Source organism: Thiolinea disciformis DSM 14473, from assembly GCF_000371925.1.
Lineage (GTDB): Bacteria > Pseudomonadota > Gammaproteobacteria > Thiotrichales > Thiotrichaceae > Thiolinea > Thiolinea disciformis.
The window spans coordinates 49,390-68,467 of sequence record NZ_AQVE01000011.1; the positions used below are offsets into that span (position 1 = coordinate 49,390).

At 43.5% G+C, this 19,078-nt stretch carries 21 protein-coding genes and 1 riboswitch; of the genes, 13 read left to right on the forward strand and 8 right to left on the reverse strand.

The window, feature by feature from the left end; genetic code table 11:
* Positions 1–2: 2 nt before the first annotated feature.
* Together A3IE_RS0110180 and A3IE_RS0110185 are read left to right on the forward strand one after the other, a co-directional pair.
* Positions 3–233 carry a DUF3565 domain-containing protein gene (locus A3IE_RS0110180; protein WP_020395517.1) on the forward strand — a complete coding sequence of 77 codons (231 nt, stop codon included), beginning with the start codon at positions 3–5 and terminating at the stop codon, positions 231–233.
* Positions 234–237: 4 nt separating this feature from the next.
* Complete coding sequence (locus A3IE_RS0110185; protein WP_020395518.1) at positions 238–756, forward strand: 3'-5' exonuclease; 519 nt, start codon at positions 238–240, stop codon at positions 754–756.
* A 57-nt stretch (positions 757–813) separates the two neighbouring features.
* Here A3IE_RS0110185 and A3IE_RS0110190 read toward each other — a convergent pair whose 3' ends face one another.
* The 5 genes from A3IE_RS0110190 to A3IE_RS0110210 form a co-directional block, all read right to left on the reverse strand.
* A complete protein-coding gene (locus tag A3IE_RS0110190; RefSeq protein ID WP_020395519.1) occupies positions 814–1,134 on the reverse strand; it encodes a hypothetical protein in 321 nt (106 codons plus the stop codon).
* 190 nt (positions 1,135–1,324) lie between these two features.
* Entirely contained in the window at positions 1,325–1,732 is a 408-nt protein-coding gene (locus tag A3IE_RS0110195) for a PaaI family thioesterase (RefSeq protein WP_020395520.1), read from the reverse strand.
* An 86-nt stretch (positions 1,733–1,818) separates the two neighbouring features.
* Positions 1,819–3,198 carry an NAD(P)(+) transhydrogenase (Re/Si-specific) subunit beta gene (locus tag A3IE_RS0110200; protein ID WP_020395521.1) on the reverse strand — a complete coding sequence of 460 codons (1,380 nt, stop codon included), beginning with the start codon at positions 3,196–3,198 and terminating at the stop codon, positions 1,819–1,821.
* Positions 3,195–3,491, reverse strand: a complete 297-nt coding sequence (locus A3IE_RS0110205; protein ID WP_020395522.1) for an NAD(P) transhydrogenase subunit alpha part 2 — start codon at positions 3,489–3,491, stop codon at positions 3,195–3,197. The genes A3IE_RS0110200 and A3IE_RS0110205 overlap by 4 nt, the downstream gene beginning before the upstream one ends.
* Before the next feature lies 1 nt (position 3,492).
* Positions 3,493–4,620, reverse strand: coding sequence for an NAD(P) transhydrogenase subunit alpha (locus A3IE_RS0110210; RefSeq protein WP_020395523.1), 1,128 nt, complete (start codon positions 4,618–4,620; stop codon positions 3,493–3,495).
* A 221-nt stretch (positions 4,621–4,841) separates the two neighbouring features.
* Between A3IE_RS0110210 and A3IE_RS0110215 the strand changes: the two genes are divergently transcribed.
* The 11 genes from A3IE_RS0110215 to A3IE_RS0110265 all read left to right on the forward strand — a co-directional run bounded on the left by A3IE_RS0110215 (position 4,842) and on the right by A3IE_RS0110265 (position 15,286).
* Positions 4,842–5,693, forward strand: coding sequence for an ATPase (locus A3IE_RS0110215; RefSeq protein WP_026154878.1), 852 nt, complete (start codon positions 4,842–4,844; stop codon positions 5,691–5,693).
* Positions 5,694–5,697: 4 nt separating this feature from the next.
* On the forward strand, positions 5,698–6,768 hold the full coding sequence (gene metA / locus A3IE_RS0110220) for a homoserine O-succinyltransferase MetA (RefSeq protein WP_020395525.1): 1,071 nt from the start codon (positions 5,698–5,700) through the stop codon (positions 6,766–6,768).
* 47 nt (positions 6,769–6,815) lie between these two features.
* Positions 6,816–7,796 carry a hypothetical protein gene (locus A3IE_RS0110225; RefSeq protein ID WP_020395526.1) on the forward strand — a complete coding sequence of 327 codons (981 nt, stop codon included), beginning with the start codon at positions 6,816–6,818 and terminating at the stop codon, positions 7,794–7,796.
* A gap of 78 nt (positions 7,797–7,874) precedes the next feature.
* Positions 7,875–8,234 carry a diacylglycerol kinase gene (locus A3IE_RS0110230; protein ID WP_020395527.1) on the forward strand — a complete coding sequence of 120 codons (360 nt, stop codon included), beginning with the start codon at positions 7,875–7,877 and terminating at the stop codon, positions 8,232–8,234.
* Positions 8,235–8,411: 177 nt separating this feature from the next.
* Positions 8,412–9,860: a cytochrome-c oxidase, cbb3-type subunit I gene (gene ccoN, locus A3IE_RS0110235; protein WP_020395528.1), complete on the forward strand. Its 1,449-nt coding sequence runs from the start codon at positions 8,412–8,414 to the stop codon at positions 9,858–9,860.
* 13 nt (positions 9,861–9,873) lie between these two features.
* A complete protein-coding gene (gene ccoO, locus A3IE_RS0110240; protein WP_020395529.1) occupies positions 9,874–10,677 on the forward strand; it encodes a cytochrome-c oxidase, cbb3-type subunit II in 804 nt (267 codons plus the stop codon).
* A 46-nt stretch (positions 10,678–10,723) separates the two neighbouring features.
* Complete coding sequence (locus tag A3IE_RS0110245; RefSeq protein ID WP_020395530.1) at positions 10,724–10,942, forward strand: CcoQ/FixQ family Cbb3-type cytochrome c oxidase assembly chaperone; 219 nt, start codon at positions 10,724–10,726, stop codon at positions 10,940–10,942.
* Between the two features lie 3 nt (positions 10,943–10,945).
* Entirely contained in the window at positions 10,946–11,878 is a 933-nt protein-coding gene (ccoP, locus tag A3IE_RS0110250) for a cytochrome-c oxidase, cbb3-type subunit III (RefSeq protein ID WP_020395531.1), read from the forward strand.
* 113 nt (positions 11,879–11,991) lie between these two features.
* Positions 11,992–12,094: riboswitch (TPP riboswitch) on the forward strand.
* Positions 12,095–12,145: 51 nt separating this feature from the next.
* Positions 12,146–13,129, forward strand: a complete 984-nt coding sequence (thiB, locus tag A3IE_RS0110255) for a thiamine ABC transporter substrate binding subunit (RefSeq protein WP_020395532.1) — start codon at positions 12,146–12,148, stop codon at positions 13,127–13,129.
* Positions 13,126–14,688: an ABC transporter permease subunit gene (locus A3IE_RS0110260; RefSeq protein WP_020395533.1), complete on the forward strand. Its 1,563-nt coding sequence runs from the start codon at positions 13,126–13,128 to the stop codon at positions 14,686–14,688. The genes thiB and A3IE_RS0110260 overlap by 4 nt, the downstream gene beginning before the upstream one ends.
* Positions 14,681–15,286 carry an ATP-binding cassette domain-containing protein gene (locus tag A3IE_RS0110265; RefSeq protein WP_020395534.1) on the forward strand — a complete coding sequence of 202 codons (606 nt, stop codon included), beginning with the start codon at positions 14,681–14,683 and terminating at the stop codon, positions 15,284–15,286. Before A3IE_RS0110260 ends, A3IE_RS0110265 begins: the two co-directional genes overlap by 8 nt.
* Here the strand turns inward: A3IE_RS0110265 and galE are convergent.
* The 3 genes from galE to cysD are packed head-to-tail and all read right to left on the reverse strand — an operon-like array spanning position 15,283 to position 19,051.
* Entirely contained in the window at positions 15,283–16,299 is a 1,017-nt protein-coding gene (galE, locus tag A3IE_RS0110270) for a UDP-glucose 4-epimerase GalE (protein ID WP_211206821.1), read from the reverse strand. The two genes, A3IE_RS0110265 and galE, sit on opposite strands and share 4 nt — an antisense overlap.
* On the reverse strand, positions 16,290–18,167 hold the full coding sequence (cysN, locus tag A3IE_RS0110275; RefSeq protein ID WP_020395536.1) for a sulfate adenylyltransferase subunit CysN: 1,878 nt from the start codon (positions 18,165–18,167) through the stop codon (positions 16,290–16,292). Before cysN ends, galE begins: the two co-directional genes overlap by 10 nt.
* Entirely contained in the window at positions 18,167–19,051 is an 885-nt protein-coding gene (gene cysD, locus A3IE_RS0110280) for a sulfate adenylyltransferase subunit CysD (RefSeq protein ID WP_020395537.1), read from the reverse strand. Before cysD ends, cysN begins: the two co-directional genes overlap by 1 nt.
* Positions 19,052–19,078 lie beyond the last annotated feature (27 nt).

Consider the following 19,078-nt stretch of genomic DNA (forward strand, 5'->3'; position numbering starts at 1 on the left):
CGATGCAGCAAGCTATTATTGCTTATCACTTAGATGAGGCCAGGGATTGGGTTGCTGAGTTAGCTTGTGGACATTTTCAACATGTACGCCACCAACCGCCTTGGATCGAGCGCCCTTGGGTAGTGACTGAGGAAGGTCGGCAACAACAATTAGGACAATTATTGGCTTGTAAAAAGTGTGATCAAGGTGCACCAGCCGATAAAATCTTAAGCGCTAACGCAGTACAAGGATAAGTCGATGTCTTATATCATGGTTGATGTAGAAGCAGATGGCCCCATTCCGGGCGATTATTCAATGATTAGTTTTGGCGCGGTGGTGGTGGAATCGGATCTTAAGCGCACATTTTATGGTCAGCTAAGACCTATTTCAAATAAATGGCTGCCAGAAGCTTTAGCGGTTAGCGGTCATACACGCCAAGATACCTTGGCTTTTGAAGAGCCTTGTGTGGTAATGCAAGGTTTTGCGGATTGGTTAGCGGTCGAGAATGTAGGGCGCTTACAATTTGTTTCAGATAACAATGGTTTTGATTGGCAGTTTATTAATTGGTATTTTCATCATTTTTTAGGCCATAACCCGTTTGGCTTTAGTTCGACCAATTTGGGCTCTTTGTATAAAGGTTTGAGTAAAGATATGTTCAAAACTTTTAAGCATTTGCGTAAAACACGTCATACGCATCACCCCGTAGATGATGCACGTGGTAATGCAGAGGCTTTTTTAGCGATGAAGAAAGAGTTTCAATTAGTGGTGAGATTTTAATAGCGAAAGCCAACCCGAAGATTGGCTTGCTGAATTTGCTTACTTAAGCGTCATTAATTAGCAGAAAATTTTGCTCGTTAATTTATGGAGGAGACTGCCGAACTGCTGCTCATTATAGCCACCCCATGGTGCACTGTTACCGCCCCAGCAAGAGCTATTCGCACCCCAATTAGTTTGGTTCCAAGCAGATGTATTCACACCCCAATGTGAACCACCCCAAGAGGCCGTGTTGGCCCCCCAAGAAGCTGCAGTATTAGTACCCCAACTGCTCCCACTTTGAATATTAGGACGGCTATTGCCATAGTAGCTGCCATAAGAAGACACGTTAGAAGATACGCTGTGGCTACGGTTCAGGAAGCTGCTTGATAAGGTGTACATGATATTATTCCTATTTTCCGAAGAGGGGGGCTTGTTTTTTTAGATCAGTTATTTGCTGTCTATGGAAAATATCATCGACTATTTGGCTTAAACACGACAGAGTAGTCCGGATTATCGTGTTTAATGTATGGATAAAATGAATTTATCAAAGATAGGCGCTACTTTATGGCTCTCAAAAGGTAAAGCGGGTTTAGGTGCGTGGTGGTATAGAATAAGTGGCCACGACATGGGCGACGGGTTCTTCATCACCGGCGGAATATAAGAAAGCTTCGCCAGTCGCCAAACGTTTGCCTAAGCGGATTAATTTGCAGCGTGCTAGCAAATCTACATCAGCGCGTGGCCGACTCAAAAAGCTTAGATTCATATTGCTTGTCACTGTTTGTACTGCGAACTCCCCCATCTCCCCTAGAATGGCGACATAGATACCCACATCAGCCAGCATCATTTGTGCAGGGCCTGAGACAGTACCGCCCGGTCTTAATAAGGAGGTATTAACGGGGAGGCGGAGCGTACTGCTCCGGTTGCCTACTTGATCAATCACCAATTGTAAGCTAGGAAATTCCCGCTCAATAAAAGCCCTAACATTTTCAAGATTCATTGCACTGCATCCTCAATAGAACAAGCTCTCTAAGCGTAAAACAGCAGCACTTAAAGAGGCAATGTGGGAATGTTCTATAACAGCTTTTAAAGTGTTTTTATTTCATTAACTAAGACGTTTGCGACTTTTTGCCCATCGCCATACAGCATCCGGCAGTTATCAGCAAAGAATAGATGATTTTCTACACCCGAGAAGCCAGCACCTTGACCACGCTTAATCACAATCACATTTTTTGCATGATCCGCATTCAGGATGGGCATACCGTAGATAGGGCTATTCGGGTCAGTGCGTGCGACCGGATTCACCACATCATTCGCCCCAATGACTAGAGCTACATCAGCGGTCGCGAATTCCTCATTGATTTCATCTAAATCATAGATCAAATCATAAGGTACGCCCGCTTCCGCTAATAGCACATTCATATGCCCTGGCATCCGTCCAGCAACAGGATGGATGGCGAATTTTACCTTCACGCCGCGCTCAAGTAGCAGTTTGGTCAGCTCTTGGATTTTGTGTTGTGCTTGCGCGACGGCCATGCCATAGCCTGGGATAATGACAACCTTTTCAGCAAAAGCCATCATGATCGCCGCATCAGGCGGTTCCACCGCTTTCATGCTGCCTGACACCGCTTGCGCTTCACCTGTACCACCACCAAATTGACTAAATAAGACGTTGGTGAGCGGGCGATTCATCGCTTTAGCCATTAATTGTGTGAGTAAAGTACCGGCTGAACCGACCACAATGCCTGCAATCATCATTGCTGGATTGCCTAAGACATAACCTTCGAAGCCCACCGCTAAACCAGTTAAGGCATTGTAGAGCGAGATCACTACTGGCATATCCGCGCCACCAATCGGTAAAGTCATCATCACGCCGAAGATGAGTGCCAGCACGAAGAAAATGAATAAGGTGAATAAACTGTAATCAGTGCCGCTGAATGCAATCACTAGGCCAAGTAGTACCGTAATACCGAAGAGCGCAGCATTAATAATTTGCTGGTTTTTAAAGCGAATCACGCCACTGAAAGCTTTAATGCCTTGAAGTTTAGCAAAGGCCACTAAAGAGCCAGAGAAGGCAATACTGCCGATCAACGCACCCAGCACCGCCATTAATTGCACCGCCAGAGGCAAGTCATGGCGCTTCAGTAATTCCACGCCTGCAATGGCTGCCGCTGCACCCCCGCCCATACCATTATAGAGTGCAATCATTTGTGGCATATCAGTCATTGCCACACGCTTGCCGGTATACCAAGCCAAACCGCCACCGATACCAATAGCCAGAATCATCAGGATATAATTGCTATGAATTTGCGGGTGAATGAAGGTAATGACCGTCGCGAGCACCATGCCTGCGCCCGCCCATTGAATGCCGCTACGCGCATTATTCGGCGAGGCCATTTGCTTCAAGCCATAAATGAATAAAACCGCTGCTATAAAATAAGCAAGGTTAACGATGAAATCAGTCATGCTTTGCTCGCTCCTTTATTGCTGGCTTTAAACATTTCGAGCATGCGTTCGGTGACTACATAACCACCTACGGCATTGCCTGCACCTAATAAGACGGCGATAAAGCCAATGAAGGTTTCAGTAGCTGTTTCCGCTTGGCCTAAGGCAACCATGGCGCCGACTAAGACAATCCCGTGAACGAAATTGGAGCCGGACATCAAAGGCGTATGTAAAATGACAGGCACTTTAGAGATGACTTCGTAGCCAGTGAAAGCTGCGAGCATAAAAATATACAGTGCGGTAAATCCATCCATGTTAATCGCCTCCTACCAATTTCGCGATGGCTTCATTAACAATAGCGCCGTCGCGGGTCACACAAGCACCCGCAATAATTTCATCCTTGAAATCGGGCTGATACTCACCGTTTTTAATCATCAAGCTTAAAAAATTAAGCAGGTTTTTGGCATACATTTCACTGGCATGGACGGGCACTTGGCTCGGAACATTCAAGGGCGCATGAATCACTACGCCATTATGTTCAATTGTTTCACCCTGCTTACTTAAGGTACAGTTACCACCACCCTCAGCGGCTAGATCAATAATCACTGCCCCTTTTTTCATTCCTGCGACTGTGGAATCGGGAATGATTTTCGGGGAAGGGCGACCGGGAACTGCCGCTGTGGTAATCAATACATCGGCTGTTGCGATATGCTTAGCCAGTTCTTCCTGTTGCTTGCGCTTTTCATCTTCAGTGAGTTCGCGCGCATAGCCACCCGCACCTTCCGCGCTAATGCCTAACTCAATGAATTTTGCCCCTAAAGACTGCACCTGCTCCTTAGTGGCGGAGCGCACATCATAAGCTTCGACCATCGCACCTAAACGCCGCGAAGTAGCAATGGCTTGTAAGCCCGCTACCCCTGCGCCAATCACGATGACTTTAGCTGGACGAATGGTTCCGGCTGCTGTTGTGAGCATCGGGAAAAAACGCGTGGATAAATCAGCACCCATAATCGCCGCTTTATAACCCGCAACGGCCGCTTGTGAGGAGAGAATATCCATTGATTGGGCACGCGAAATACGTGGAATGAGTTCCATTGCATAACTGGTGATGTGTTTATCACGCAATTGCTTAATGGTTTCGAGGTTGATGTAGGGGTTCAGTGCACCAATTAACACGCTGCCCGATTTGAGCTGAGCGACTTCTTCTACGCTCGGTGCTTGTACTTTCAGCACAATATCGGCTTGTTGATAAAGTGTGGGCGCAGAATCAAGCACTAGCGCTTCTTTGAAAGCACTATCTTCCACATGAGCAGCACTGCCTATCCCTTGCTCGACGAGGACTTCTAGGCCACGTTGTTTGAGCTTTGGAATAATACTGGGGTCAATCGCCATACGACGTTCACCGTTGGCACGTTCTCGGGGCGCTGCAACTTTTAATGGCATAACCGTGACTTCCAATGTGAGAAGGAAAATAATACATCTTACTCATTACTCAGTGTGCTAGCGACACACTCTAGCCTAAGATGGGTAATTTAATCAGTTTATTCCTAGCCCGTTTGATTGAAGGTAGTGTCTATTTTAGCCCTGCTGGTAAGCTTGAGTAGCTTGTATTCCTAGCATATCCCGATAAAATCCTGCTTTTGCAAAAGATTGGGGTAGCACGCGTGCGATTGTCGGCTGAGCAATATCATCAATGGGAAAATAAGAGTGTAACGCTGCTAGGCATGTCTGGCGTAGGTAAAACGCACTTATCAAATACTTTACGCCAACAAGATTGGTTTCATTATTCCGGCGATTATAGAATCGGTAAACGCTATCTCGATGAACCGATCTTAGATTTAATCAAAGAACAGGCAATGAAAGTGCCATTTTTGCGCGATTTACTGCGCAAGGATTGGATTTATATTCACAATAATATTCATGTAGATGATTTGGGACCGGTGCTTTCTTTCGTCGGTAAATTAGGTAATCCTGAACTCGGCGGCGTGCCTTTAGATGAATTCGTGCGTCGCCAAGCGGAATACCGTCAGGCTGAAATTAATGCGATGTATGATGTGCCCGAATTTATTCGCAAAGCGCACACTATTTACGGCTATTCGCATTTTATCAATGACGTGGGTGGCAGTTTATGTGAGCTAGAGCAACCGGGGCTAATAGATTTACTAGCTGAACATAGTGTGATTTTATATATAAAAGTCACCACGCCTGCCGAAGAACAAAAATTAATTGATCGTGCCAAAAGCGACCCTAAACCACTGTATTATCGTCCTGATTTTCTTCAAGAACAGCTTGCCGTTTATTTAAAAGAAAAGAATCTGCACTACGCCGCACAGATGGAGCCTGATGATTTTACACGCTGGATTTTTCCACGTTTATTTCATTCACGTGTGCCACGTTACGAAGCGATTGCTAAGCAATATGGATACACCGTCACCTCGGAAGAGGTGGCGCAGGTGAAAACCGAACAAGATTTTAATACACTGGTGGAAGCTGCTATTCGTCGACAAGGGAGTTGAATTTATGCCGCTGGTTGACCATTCGGGTCTGCCTGCCTTCCAAGCCTTAGAGCGAGAAGGTCAGGATATTCTGACAGCGGATTACGCTGCGCATCAGGAAATACGTGAGTTACATATTGGCTTATTAAATATGATGCCCGATGGCGCTTTGGCGGCAACTGAGCGTCAATTTTTTCGCTTAGTGGGCAATGCCAACCTCATTGCGCAATTTCATATGCATGTGTTTACCTTGGATGGTTTACCGCGTGGCACCGAAGCACGTGTGCATATTGATACTTATTATGAAAAGTTTTCGGATCTGAAAGAGCAGGGCTTAGATGCGTTGATTTTGACCGGTGCCTCGCCAGTCCATCCGAACTTAGAAGATGAGCCTTTTTGGTCGGGCTTAATGGAAGTCGTAGAATGGGCGGATCAGCATGTAACCTCGGTATTATGCTCCTGTTTGGCGAGCCACGCCATTATGCAGCACTTGTACGGTATTCGTCGCCGTCCCTTAGGCTTTAAGCGTTGGGGGGTTTATACACATGCTCTCACCGATCCGACACATCCCCTCGTTTCTAATCTGAATACGCATTTCGATGTTCCCCATTCACGCTTTAATCAAGTCGACCGTGAACAATTAGAGGCGAAAGGCTTGCGTGTACTAGCAGAAAGTGCCGAGGCGGGGGTGCACTTAGCGGTTAGCCCTGATTTATTTCGCTTTGTCTTTTTCCAAGGCCATCCTGAATACGATGGCATTAGTTTATTGAAAGAGTTTCGCCGTGAAATTGATAGTTGGTATCACGGACGCCGCTCGGATTACCCGCCTTTTCCCCAGAATTATTTACGTCCTCAGGTGAAGGCGATTTTAACTGAATATCGTCTGCGCCTTGAGCAGGCACGTAGCCATCAGACTGACATTCCTGAATTTCCTGAAAAATTACTGCGCCCGCTATTACCCAATACTTGGCGCGATACGGCAAAAAGTGTCGTCAGTAATTGGATTGGGAATGTTTATCAATTAACGAATAATGAAAGACATTTACCTTACATGGAGGGGATAGACCGCAATGATCCACTTGGATTGCGCTGGTGATTTGAACGCTCATGCTCAGGTTTAGCGTCCTAGCGGTGTCATTTCTAATGCTAGTGTTCAGCTTAAAAAATGCGCTGGATTATTGGCAGTATGATGAAACGCCGGTCGATATTCCCACACTATTTAAACAGCAAGTGGCAAGCACCGCGATTGAGCAAAAAATCACTGAATCGATCGCAGCCGATAAACCGGATGAGGCGCGCCTGTATTTGGATATTGCGCGTCGTTTTAATTATCCGATTGATGCACAGCAGTTTTTGCCGCGTATTAATGCGATCGATACCCCTTTACATCAAGCGACGCGCACGATTAGTGATTTTGCCAGTGGATTTTTCGAGGGTGGTGGTGACAGTGCCGCTGGGGTGGCGGGAGGAATTACCTCTGATTTTACCGTAATCGGTGATGTGCGTGATTTGTATGAGCAATATAAATTGTATGAAGGTGGACAAGAAGTCAATGAACTAATTGTGACCTTAGCAGGAGTGGGTGTGGGTTTGACGGCTGCCACAGTAGCCAGTTCTGGTTCAGTAGCACCGGTAAAAGCCGGTTCATCGGCGCTCAAAATGGCAACCCGCGCTGGTAAGATTACGCCTAAGTTCCAAAAAGCTTTATTGAGCCAAGGTAAAAGTGTATTTGATTATAAAGCATTTTTGTGGGCTGCTCGGGGAGAGAAGGATTTAGATAAATTGCGCCAAGCCGCATTACGCGCGTATAATCCCCAAGCATTACAAGCACTCAGCGGGACTGCTGGTCAAGTCAATAATATTCGTAAGGCCACCTCACTCAATGACACAGTTGAACTATTAAGCTATGTCGAAAACTTTGATGATTTGCGCCGTATCGAAAAAGTAAGCACCACCTACGGTAAACAAACAAAAGGCATTTTTCGTCTCTTGGGACGGGGCGCTATTGGGTCGGTACGACTATTACGTCGATCTATAGAATTATGGATAGCGTTAGCAGCGACACTGGTCTCAGGTTTTGCTACGGTTTTCTCGCTGACTACCTTAATCACACGAAAAAGCTAGTTTTTGGTGAATAAGCCTTTTGTCTTTTCGCCAAATACAGGCACAATACGCCGCAATTTTGGGCTTAGGTAGCAAGGTATGGCAGGTAGCGGAAATACTGGTTTGACGCGTTTAATTAAAGCGGGGCAGTATTCTTGGCAAGGAATCAAGGCAGCTTACCAGCATGAGGAAGCCTTTCGCCAAGAAGTATGGGTTTTGATAATCGCTATTCCTTTAGCGATATGGCTAGGTGAGAGTGGTTTAGAGAAAGCTTTACTAATCGGTAGCATCCTTCTGTTATTAATCGTTGAGTTATTAAATTCAGCGGTAGAGGCAGTAGTGGATCGGATTGGTTCGGAGCGACATGAGTTGGCAGGACGTGCTAAAGACATGGGGTCGGCGGCAGTGACAGTGGCGATTATCAATACGCTAATTATCTGGCTGTTAATCGTTTTTTGATTAAAGTCATGTTGCATTGCTAGGCAAAAGAGCATGATTTTGTGTGTCTTTTCACGCACTAAGTGTGTGAATCTACCAACATCATACGGCTAATGAGATTTTTTTGGGTAAGCTTTTGATTTATAAACAGCTTGCTCATGACTAACAGTTTTTTTATTTATGTGTTGAGGGCAAGTGATGGCTCATAGTGCAGTAGTCTCCTCGGAGCAATATAACTATGACATCGTGAAGAAATTCGCGATTGCCGCTATTGTCTGGGGTATTGCCGGTATGACTGCCGGTGTCTATATCGCATCAGAATTGGCTTGGCCATTTTTGAACTTCGATTTAGCACAAATTACCTTCGGACGGTTACGGCCGGTTCATACCAGTGGTGTTATCTTCGGGTTCGGCGGTAATGCCTTATTTGCAACGTCGTACTATATCGTACAACGTACCTGCCAAGCGCGCTTAATTGGTGGCAAATTCTGGCCAGAATTTACCTTCTGGGGCTGGAACTTAGCCTTAGCGGTAGGCGGAATCGGCTATTTATTCGGTATCACTCAAGGTCGTGAGTATGCTGAGCCAGAATGGTATGTTGACTTAGCCATTACTGTCGTGTGGGTTGTCTATTTCATCCTTTACACTGGCACTTTGATGCGTCGTAACCAACCACATATTTATGTTGCGAACTGGTTCTTCATGTCCTTCATTTTGGCTACAGCCTTATTGCATATTTTCAATAACTTAGCGATGCCAATTAGCTTGACTTCTGTGCATTCTTATAGCCTATTTTCAGGTGTACAAGATGCGATGACACAGTGGTGGTATGGGCATAACGCAGTAGGCTTTTTCTTGACAGCGGCCTTCTTGGGGATGATGTACTATTTCGTTCCTAAGCAAGCAGGTCGTCCTGTTTACTCATATCGCTTATCTATTGTTCACTTCTGGGCCTTAAGCTTCATGTATATGTGGGTTGGTACTCACCACTTGCACTGGACAGCGATTCCTGATTGGACATCCACCTTAGCGGCTACCTTCTCTATTCTGTTATTGATGCCATCTTGGGGTGGTATGATTAACGGTATCATGACTTTGTCAGGTGCATGGGACAAATTACGTACTGACCCCATCATGATGTTCCTAATTACTTCATTGTCCTTCTACGGTATGTCTACCTTTGAAGGCCCTATGATGTCATTGAAGAGTGTTAATGCTTTATCCCATTACACTGACTGGACGGTAGGGCACGTACACTCAGGCGCATTAGGTTGGGTGGCGATGGTCTCGATTGGTTCTTTCTATCACATGATTCCACGTATTTGGAATACTACGCTGTATAGTACCAAATTAGTTTATAACCACTTCTTCTTAGCAACCATTGGCGTCATCCTTTATATCACTTCTATGTGGGTGGCGGGTATCGGTCAAGGTTTGATGCTGCGTGCTTTTGATCAATATGGCAACTTGGCCTTCAGTTTCATTGAAACCGTAAGCTTCATGCATGTGCCTTATATTTTCCGTGCGATTGGCGGTATGTTCTTCGTTGCAGGTATGTTGGTGATGGCTTACAACATCTACATGACTATTGCACGTGCTCGTCAAGAGGTTCCTGCAACTACTACTGCAACACCCGTTCAGGCATAAGGAAGGGATACCTATGTTAAAGCACGAAAGTATTGAAACCAATTCGGCACTGTTAATTGTTCTAACTTTGGTCGCTATTTCAATCGGTGGTTTGGTTGAGATTGTGCCATTGCACTATATCGACAGTACGGTTGAAGAAGTGAAAGATCCACAAACAGGATTAGAGATGGTACGTCCTTATACGCCGTTAGAACAGCGTGGACGTGACATCTATGTCCGTGAGGGTTGTTACACTTGCCATTCGCAAATGATTCGTCCGTTCCGTGATGAAGACTTGCGTTATGGGCATTACTCTTTGGGTGCAGAGTCAAAGTATGACCATCCTTTCCAATGGGGTTCAAAGCGTACCGGTCCCGATTTGGCACGGGTAGGTGGTAAGTATTCCAATGAATGGCATACCCAACATCTTACCGCTCCACGCTCGGTTGTCCCTGAGTCGATCATGCCTAATTACTCGTGGTTGGCTACGACACCGCTGGATTATAGTGATATTAAAGAGCGCATGATTGCTTTGAAAAAGGTAGGCGTGCCTTATACCTTGACTAAAGACGAGTATGCTGGTTGGGACGAGAAGAAGCCTGGGGATCAAGTGGTTCGCCATCCAGGTACAGTAGAACGTTTTGGCGAAGCTACTGCGAATTTATTAGATATTAACCGTGCTGAACAGAACATAGTGGCTCAAGCTGAAAAGGGCAACTACGATGGCAATCCTGAACTGCTCAGTGAAATGGATGCGCTAGTCGCTTATTTGCAAGTGTTAGGCACCATGGTTGATTTCACTAAATTTGAAAGTGACTACTTCGTCCAGTTCCGTTGATCTGGCTACTAGACTCAGTGAAGCTTAATAGGGAAGGGACAAAACAATGCTAGCAACATGGTGGGCTTGGATTACGGATCTAGGCAATAGTAAGATCGTTTCATTACTGATTTTCTTTTTCACCTTCATTAGCATTGTGCTGTATGTCTACACCAATAAAGCACGTAGCGAGCGCCTTGAGTCGTATCGCTACCTGCCTTTAATGGATGATGACGCACCTAAGCCTCCTGCCCAACAGGCTTCACCCAAGCGAGATGAGAAATAAGTTATGGCACAATCTACACAACCTATCAAAGACCCGTTAACAGGTGCGGAAACAACGGGTCACGTCTGGGATGATACCTTACAAGAGTTTAATAATCCGCTCCCACGTTGGTGGTTATATGCCTTCTATGGCACCATCATCTTCTCTATCGGCTATTGGATACTCTATCCAGCATGGCCGTTTGCCAGTAGTTTCACGAAAGGCTTTAACACCGTTACTTACCAAACGGCAGAGGGTCAGGAAAAAACGACACATTGGAGTATGCGTGCCTTATTTGCTAAGGATATGCAAGAAGGCGAATTTGCCGTTAAGCAACGTCAGTACTTAGAAAAAGTAGCCGCGACTCCCTATGATCAAATTGCTCAAGACCCTGATATGAGTGCTTTCGTTCGTTCTTATGGCGCGAGTGTGTTCAATGATAACTGTGCAGCTTGCCATCAGGCCGGTGGTAAAGGTGTTCTCGGTAAATATCCAAGTTTGGCCGATAATGATTGGTTATGGGGTGGTACAGCTGATGCGGTTCAACACACTATTACTTATGGTCGTAATGGTTTTATGCCCGCTTTTAAAGAAACCTTTAATGAAGAGCAGTTGACTCAGGTTTCAAATTATGTGTTGAGTTTATCGGGTTTGCCAGCGGATGCAGATGCAGCGGCGAAGGGTGAGCGGATTTTCAATACAGAAACTGGTGGTTGCTATTATTGCCATACGAAAGTGGGTAAAGGTTTGCAAAGCCAAGGCGCCGCTAACTTGACTGATAAAGTGTGGACTATTGCAACGATTGATGCGAATGCCAAGCCAGAAGACAATTTGACAAAAATCAAGGCGGTTATTAGCAATGGTGTGCAGCGTCAAATGCCAGTATTTGGTCAACGCTTGAACGAAACCGAAATCAAGGTCTTGACTAACTACGTGCAACAATTGTCAGCACAATAAGCTAGCTAATCATTACTTGCTGGAACAATAAAAGGCTGGAATTATCCAGCCTTTTTATTTTGTGTGTTTCGAATCGGGAATAGTGACAGCCTAAATCCAATTTGCTACAGTCAACTTCGCTCTCGGGGTGCCTCATTAGGCTGAGATGTGTTAACGCACAGACCCGTAGAACCTGATCCGGCTGATACCGGCGTAGGGAAGAGTAAACCTTGGTTCATTCTCCTGTGCCGTTGTATCTATGTAGTGTCACTTACAGGTACAACTTTCATGAAACGTAGCATTCTCGCTATTGCTTGCTCATTACTGATTCCCAATAGTTACGCAGCAAAATCCGAACTTATTGTTTATACCTACGACTCGTTTATTTCAGAATGGGGTTCTGGCCCTAAGCTGAAAACGGCATTTGAAAAACACTGCGATTGTGAGGTGAAATTCATCGGGGTTGAAGATGGTGTAAGCATTCTCAATCGTCTAAAAATCGAAGGTGATAAAGCAAAAGCCGATGTGATTTTAGGGATTGATGATGGCTTGATGGAAGAGACTCGCGCCACAGGGCTAATAGCTGAGCATGAGCAAGCGTTGGAAGGTTTGAAAAAAGAGCTTAATTGGCAAGATAAACAGTTTTTACCTTATGATTTCGGTTATTTCGCGTTTATTTACGACAGTAGTAAAATTAGCACTCCCGTTAAATCGCTAAAAGAACTGATTAATTCTAAAGCTAAGGTACTTTACCAAGACCCTCGTACCAGCACGCCCGGACAAGGTTTGATGAACTGGATGAATACGGTTTACGGTGATGAGACTGCTCAAGCATGGACAGCTTTAGCTCAGCATACCGTAACAGTTACTAAAGGTTGGTGGGATGCGTATAGCATGTTCTTAAAAGGGGGAGCGGATTATGTTTTGAGTTATACCACTTCACCGGCTTATCATGTGATTAGTGAAAGTAAGACACAATATAAAGCAGCAGAATTTTCAGAAGGGCATGTCGCGCAAATTGAATTAGCTGCTATTTTGAAAACTAGCAAACAGCCAGTGTTAGCTAAGCAGTTTTTGAGCTTTTTAATTTCGCCTGAAGCACAAGCTATTATTCCAGTAACGAATTGGATGTTGCCTGTCGTGGATGGTATTGAATTGCCACCAGTATTTGGTGAGTTAGTAAAGCCAAAACCTATCGGTTTTACGCCTAGTGAAATTTCTAAAAGACGTGAAGACTGGATTAAAACATGGCGTGCTGCTGCGGCTAAATGAGAAAATTAGGCTATTTGGTGCTGTTGCTCCAATCAGGCGTAACAGTACTAGCGTTTTATGGCTTATTGCGCTTTGACAATACGCATCTTGATCTAAGTTTGTTCAAAGATCCTTATCTTCAAGCCATTATTGGGTTTTCGCTTAAACAGGCTGTCTTGAGTAGTGTTTTATCAGTGACTCTAGGGTTAATGATTGCACGATTGCTTTATTATACGCCTCATTTATGGGCAAAAAATTTATTCCTCACTTTATGCCTCTTGTGCTTTGTATTGCCTAGTTTCGTCTTAATTACTGGTCTAGTTGTTTTATTAGGGCAATCCGGTTGGCTAACCCCCTATTTGGGTGAGAGCTGGAACCTTTATGGTTTGAAAGGTATTTTAATTGCCCATGTTTTCCTCAATATGCCCTATGTGGTTCGTGTTATTTATTTGCATCTCAATCAAATTCCGGCGAGCAGTTGGATGTTAGCAAGGCAGTTGAAGTTATCAAGATGGGAGAAAATAAAATACTTAGAGTGGGGAGCTTTAAAAGCGACTATAACTTATTTACTAGGCTTTATATTTATCCTCTGTTTCAATAGCTTTGCAGTGGTGTTAGCTTTGGGAGGTGGGCCACAGGCAACAACATTAGAGTTGGCAATCTATCAGGCGCTGAAATATAGCTTTAATCTTAGTGAGGCAGTGACCTTAGCGTGGTTGCAATGTGCGATAGCAGGCGGGGCTTTATTGTTTATAATACGCTTTAATAAATTTAATTGGCTATCGCCTACCAATAATAAAATAGCATACCTACCAGAGATTCATAACAGCAAAAAATTCTTAGCTTATCTTTTATATACCTTATTATGGCTGATTCTGCTATTACCCCTGCTGGCATTATTGCCTGAAAGTATTTCCGTTAATTGGAAAGATTTTGCTTTTAAAGGCTTATTAGAAGCTGTCGGTACAAGTCTTGCGTTAAGTTTTATTAGTGCTGTGAGTAGTCTTTTCTTGGCTTATTTTATTTTGCTACTAATGCGTTATGCACGCAAAGCTACTAATAAATATCAGAAAATATGGCTCGATTTTCTAGCCAATCAACACATGGTGGCCCCGACTATGGTTTTGTCTACAGGTATCTATATTTATTTATTAAATAAAATTGATATAGAGCAATGGGGTGTTTTCGTACTAATCTTATTGAATACCCTGCTTATTCTTCCATTTATTTTACAGAATATACGAACAAGTCTTTTGAGCTATGATGATCAATATGTACGTCTGGTAAGTGTGTTGAAATTGAGTTTTAGAGTAAAAGTTTTTTTAGAATTTAGGGCGCTGCAGCCAGTAGTTGTGCATGCATTAATAGTAGGGATTTTACTAGTGCTTGGTGATATAGCTGTATTTGCTTTATTTGGTAATAAAGAGTGGAGCACTTTGCCATGGCTAATTTATAGTTATATTGGTAGTTATAAATTGTCAGAAGCATCTCTCGTATCAACGATTTTTCTACTATTGTGTTTGTTCTTGGTGCTACAGATGGATAAGCATAATAAGGATATAGGTTCGAATCATGCTTAAAGTTAATAAAATTGTATTGCAAAGAGGCACGTGGCAGCGCACTTATAATTTTTCTGTGCAAACAGGGGAGATTGTGACAATTCAAGGGCAGAGTGGGGCTGGAAAAACAGCATTGCTCATGGCCATTGCTGGATTTGAAAAAATTTATGAAGGAGAGATTGGCTGGCAGGGAAAAAGCTTAAGTCGATTAGCTGTAGAACAAAGACCCATTATGATGCTTTTTCAAGATCATAATTTATTTGAGCATATTTTAGTAAAAGATAATTTATTTTTAGGTCTTAGTCGAGAATTTGATTATTTAAAGCAAAAAATGCTAGCGGCAGCGCAGGCTTTAGGAATAGGGGAATTAGTAGAACGTAAACCCAGTGGATTATCCGGTGGGCAAAGACAGCGTGTAGGGATTATTAGAGCTTTATTAAGACCCGAGCCACTAGTGTTATTAGACGAACCCTTGGCTGAATTGGATGAGTTTACGCGTTTTCACACCAGTCAATGGATTAAAGACCATGCCAAGATGCAGCAAAAAACCGTCTTGCTAGTAACTCACCAGCAAGAGGATGTAGAAAGAATAGGGGATTGGAATTTAGTGTTGGATTAGATAGAATAGCCATTTGGATTATTAGATTGCCAACGCCATGCGTCTTTTAACATGGCATTGAGGTCGCGTTTGGCGACCCAGTTTAGTTTTCGTTGAGCTTTACTGGCATCTGCCCATGTGGCAGCTATGTCCCCTTCACGACGATTAGTGATTTGGTAAGAGAGTTTTTGTCGAATAACTTTTTCAAAAGTATTAACTAACTCTAATACAGAAGTACCTCGTCCTGTTCCTAAATTATAAATCTCAAGTCCATTCTTTAAATGTTCTAGCGCTCTTAAATGAGCTTCAGCGAGATCTACAACATGAATATAGTCGCGAATACAAGTACCATCGGGGGTTGGATAATCATTTCCAAAAATGGATAAGTATTCAAGCTTACCAATCGCTACTTGCGTGACAAAGGGTAGTAAGTTATTGGGAATACCTTGAGGGTCTTCACCAATTAACCCAGATTCATGTGCTCCAATGGGATTGAAATAACGTAATAGGCTGATATTCCAGCGCTTATCAGCAAGGCTTAAATCAGTGAGAATCTGTTCAACCATTGCTTTAGATGTGCCATAAGGATTAGTAGTTTTTCCTCTAGGCATAGTTTCTACATAAGGTACAGGTGCATCCTCTCCATAAACAGTAGCGGAAGAGCTAAAGACAATATTTCGCACTTCTGCTGCTTGCATAGCCTCTAATAAAACCAGTGTGCCATAGACATTATTGCGGTAGTACTCTAATGGTTTTTGTACACTTTCTCCTACCGCTTTTAACCCTGCGAAATGAATGACACTATCAATGGTTTCTTGTTTAAAGATTTGCTGCAATAAAACCTTATCTTGAATATCGCCTTGGTAAAAGGTGAGTGCTTTTCCAGTAATATGTTGCACGCGATGTAAAGATTCAATACTCGCATTGCACAAATTATCTAACGCTGCTATAGCATAACCTTGCTCTAATAAAGTTAGAACAGTATGTGAACCTATATAACCTGCGCCGCCTGTAATTAAAATCGTCATAGTAATTGCTTTAAAATTTGTTCAACACATTGATCGGTAGTACATTGATGCGTTTGAATATGTATATCTGCCTGAGTAGGGACTTCGTAGGGACTGTCTATACCTGTGAAGTTCTTCAATTGCCCTGCACGTGCTTTCTTATATAAACCTTTCACATCACGTTCTTCGCAAATTGCTAGAGGGGTGTCAACAAATACTTCGAGAAACTCATCGTTAGCAAATAATTCACGTGCCATTTGGCGTTCATTGCGAAACGGTGAAATAAAACTGACCAATACAATTAGTCCCGCATCGACCATGAGTTTTGCGACTTCAGCAACACGGCGAATATTTTCTACACGATCTTGTTCAGTAAAACCTAAATCACGATTTAAACCGTGACGTACATTATCACCATCCAGAATATAAGTGTGTTTACCTTCAGCATGTAGGCGTTTTTCTAATAAATTGGCAATCGTTGATTTACCTGAACCCGATAGTCCTGTAAACCAAAGACATTTCGGTTGTTGATGTTTTTGTGCAGCGCGTGCAGATTGATTGATTTCTAATGCTTGCCAATGAATATTACTGGCGCGACGCAATGCGAATTCAATCATGCCAGCACCTACCGTTTGGAAGGTGAGTTTATCAATGAGGATAAAGCTGCCTAGCTGGCGATTTTGCTGATAAGGTTCAAATACTATAGGGGTGCTAGTGGATAATTTAATGGTAGCGATTTCATTTAGACTCAATTGTTTAGCCGCTAAATGAGCACCTGTATTAACATCCTCGCGGAATTTTATTTCAGTAATAGTAGCAGTGACTTCTTTAGTCGCCAATTTCAAAAAATATTGGCGTCCAGGTGACATAGAATGCTCACTCATCCAAAGCAGACGCGCTTCAAATTGATCAGCGACTTCAGGTGGATGATCGCATGCCACCAATACATCACCGCGACTAATATCAACTTCATCCGTAAGTGTTATGGTAATCGATTCCCCCAGTGTTGCCATTTCAACTTCAGATAACCCCTTAATAATAGTTTTAACGGTGGTGGTAATACCTGAAGGTAATACACGAATGGCATCACCTTTTTGGACGGTGCCTTCTACTAAGCGCCCACAATACCCACGAAAATCAAGGTTGGGGCGATTGACATATTGAACGGGTAAACGAAACGGTTGTAGCTCCTGGGCTTTTGCTAGATCGAGAGCATCCAAATAATCAATTAAACTGAGTCCTGGGTACCAAGGTGTTTTAGCACTTTTACTGAATATATTATCGCCGTCTAAACCCGATACAGGAATAATCTGAAGGGTCTTAAAACCAAAAGGCTCAACGAAGTTTTTATAGTCTTGACTAATTTGATTAAAGATAGCTTGGTCGAAGTTGACTAAATCCATCTTATTAATGGCGAGAATAATATGCCGTATCCCCATTAAGGAAACAATACGACTATGGCGGCGGGTTTGTGTGAGAATACCTTTACGAGCATCAATCAATATAATAGCCACATCAGCCGTCGACGCACCCGTGGCCATATTACGTGTGTATTGCTCATGGCCGGGGGTATCCGCCACAATATAATGGCGTTTATCCGTAGCAAAAAAACGATAAGCTACATCGATGGTAATCCCTTGTTCGCGTTCCGCCTGTAAACCATCTACTAATAAAGCAAGATCGAGTTTTTCGCCTTGTGTGCCGTAGTGTTTTGAATCCTTTTCTAAGGATTGTAATTGGTCGTCAAAAATATTTTTACTTTCATATAGTAAACGACCAATTAAAGTACTTTTGCCATCATCCACACTGCCGCAGGTAATAAAACGTAAGGTGGATTTGCTTTCTTGTGCTTTTAAATAAGCAACGATATCTATTGAATTATTGACCTGATTCATTAGAAATATCCTTCTTGTTTTTTCTTTTCCATGGAGCCAGGTGTATCAGTATCAATTAAACGGCCTTGACGCTCTGAGCTGCGTGCAGTAAAAGTTTCAGCAATAATCGACTCAATCGTATCTGCATCACTTTCAATAGCGGCGGTTAAAGGCCAGCAGCCTAGGGTACGAAATCTGACCTTACGTATTTGCGCTTTTTCGCCTTCAGCAAAAGGAAAACGCTCATCATCGACCATAATAAGCTGACCGTTGCGTTGTACAACAGGACGTTCTGCGGCCAAATAAAGTGGCACAATCGGAATTTTTTCAGCATAGATATATTGCCAAATATCTAACTCTGTCCAGTTACTTAAAGGGAAAACACGAATGGTTTCATCAGGTTGAATGTGGGTATTATAAAGATTCCATAATTCAGGACGCTGAGCATTGGGTTGCCAACGATGCCCTGCGGCGCGAAACGAGAATACACGTTCTTTCGCACGGCTTTTTTCTTCATCACGGCGCGCACCACCAAATACCACATCAAACCCATACTGATCTAAGGCTTGCTTTAAACCCTGTGTTTTCATCACATCGGTGTGATAATTACTGCCGTGGGTAAAAGGGCTAATTTTTTCCTCAATGCCCTGTAGATTGGTATGAACCAATAATTTCATACCACTTTCTTGCGCCATGCGATCACGATGCGCATACATGGCTTTGAACTTCCATAAGGTATCGACATGGAGCAAGGGAAAGGGTGGCGGGGCTGGGTAAAATGCTTTACGAGCAAGATGTAGCATCACGGAAGAGTCTTTGCCGACGGAGTACATCATCACGGGATTTTTAGCGGTGGCTACCGCCTCGCGGATAATTTCAATGGATTCGGATTCGAGAACGTGCATGATAAATAATTGTGAACTAAATTGTAT

Excerpts from the sequence above, each read along its gene's own strand:
- A3IE_RS0110205 (WP_020395522.1), bottom strand. The coding sequence starts at position 3,491 with ATGGATGGATTTACCGCACTGTATATTTTTATGCTCGCAGCTTTCACT.
- ccoO (WP_020395529.1), top strand. The coding sequence starts at position 9,874 with ATGTTAAAGCACGAAAGTATTGAAACCAATTCGGCACTGTTAATTGTT.
- ccoP (WP_020395531.1), top strand. The coding sequence starts at position 10,946 with ATGGCACAATCTACACAACCTATCAAAGACCCGTTAACAGGTGCGGAA.
- A3IE_RS0110210 (WP_020395523.1), bottom strand. The coding sequence starts at position 4,620 with ATGCCATTAAAAGTTGCAGCGCCCCGAGAACGTGCCAACGGTGAACGT.
- ccoN (WP_020395528.1), top strand. The coding sequence starts at position 8,412 with ATGGCTCATAGTGCAGTAGTCTCCTCGGAGCAATATAACTATGACATC.
- metA (WP_020395525.1), top strand. The coding sequence starts at position 5,698 with ATGCCGCTGGTTGACCATTCGGGTCTGCCTGCCTTCCAAGCCTTAGAG.
- A3IE_RS0110265 (WP_020395534.1), top strand. The coding sequence starts at position 14,681 with ATGCTTAAAGTTAATAAAATTGTATTGCAAAGAGGCACGTGGCAGCGC.
- thiB (WP_020395532.1), top strand. The coding sequence starts at position 12,146 with ATGAAACGTAGCATTCTCGCTATTGCTTGCTCATTACTGATTCCCAAT.
- A3IE_RS0110245 (WP_020395530.1), top strand. The coding sequence starts at position 10,724 with ATGCTAGCAACATGGTGGGCTTGGATTACGGATCTAGGCAATAGTAAG.
- A3IE_RS0110190 (WP_020395519.1), bottom strand. The coding sequence starts at position 1,134 with ATGTACACCTTATCAAGCAGCTTCCTGAACCGTAGCCACAGCGTATCT.
- A3IE_RS0110185 (WP_020395518.1), top strand. The coding sequence starts at position 238 with ATGTCTTATATCATGGTTGATGTAGAAGCAGATGGCCCCATTCCGGGC.
- A3IE_RS0110260 (WP_020395533.1), top strand. The coding sequence starts at position 13,126 with ATGAGAAAATTAGGCTATTTGGTGCTGTTGCTCCAATCAGGCGTAACA.
- A3IE_RS0110225 (WP_020395526.1), top strand. The coding sequence starts at position 6,816 with ATGCTAGTGTTCAGCTTAAAAAATGCGCTGGATTATTGGCAGTATGAT.
- A3IE_RS0110200 (WP_020395521.1), bottom strand. The coding sequence starts at position 3,198 with ATGACTGATTTCATCGTTAACCTTGCTTATTTTATAGCAGCGGTTTTA.
- A3IE_RS0110230 (WP_020395527.1), top strand. The coding sequence starts at position 7,875 with ATGGCAGGTAGCGGAAATACTGGTTTGACGCGTTTAATTAAAGCGGGG.
- A3IE_RS0110195 (WP_020395520.1), bottom strand. The coding sequence starts at position 1,732 with ATGAATCTTGAAAATGTTAGGGCTTTTATTGAGCGGGAATTTCCTAGC.
- cysN (WP_020395536.1), bottom strand. The coding sequence starts at position 18,167 with ATGAATCAGGTCAATAATTCAATAGATATCGTTGCTTATTTAAAAGCA.
- A3IE_RS0110180 (WP_020395517.1), top strand. The coding sequence starts at position 3 with ATGCAGCAAGCTATTATTGCTTATCACTTAGATGAGGCCAGGGATTGG.
- cysD (WP_020395537.1), bottom strand. The coding sequence starts at position 19,051 with ATGCACGTTCTCGAATCCGAATCCATTGAAATTATCCGCGAGGCGGTA.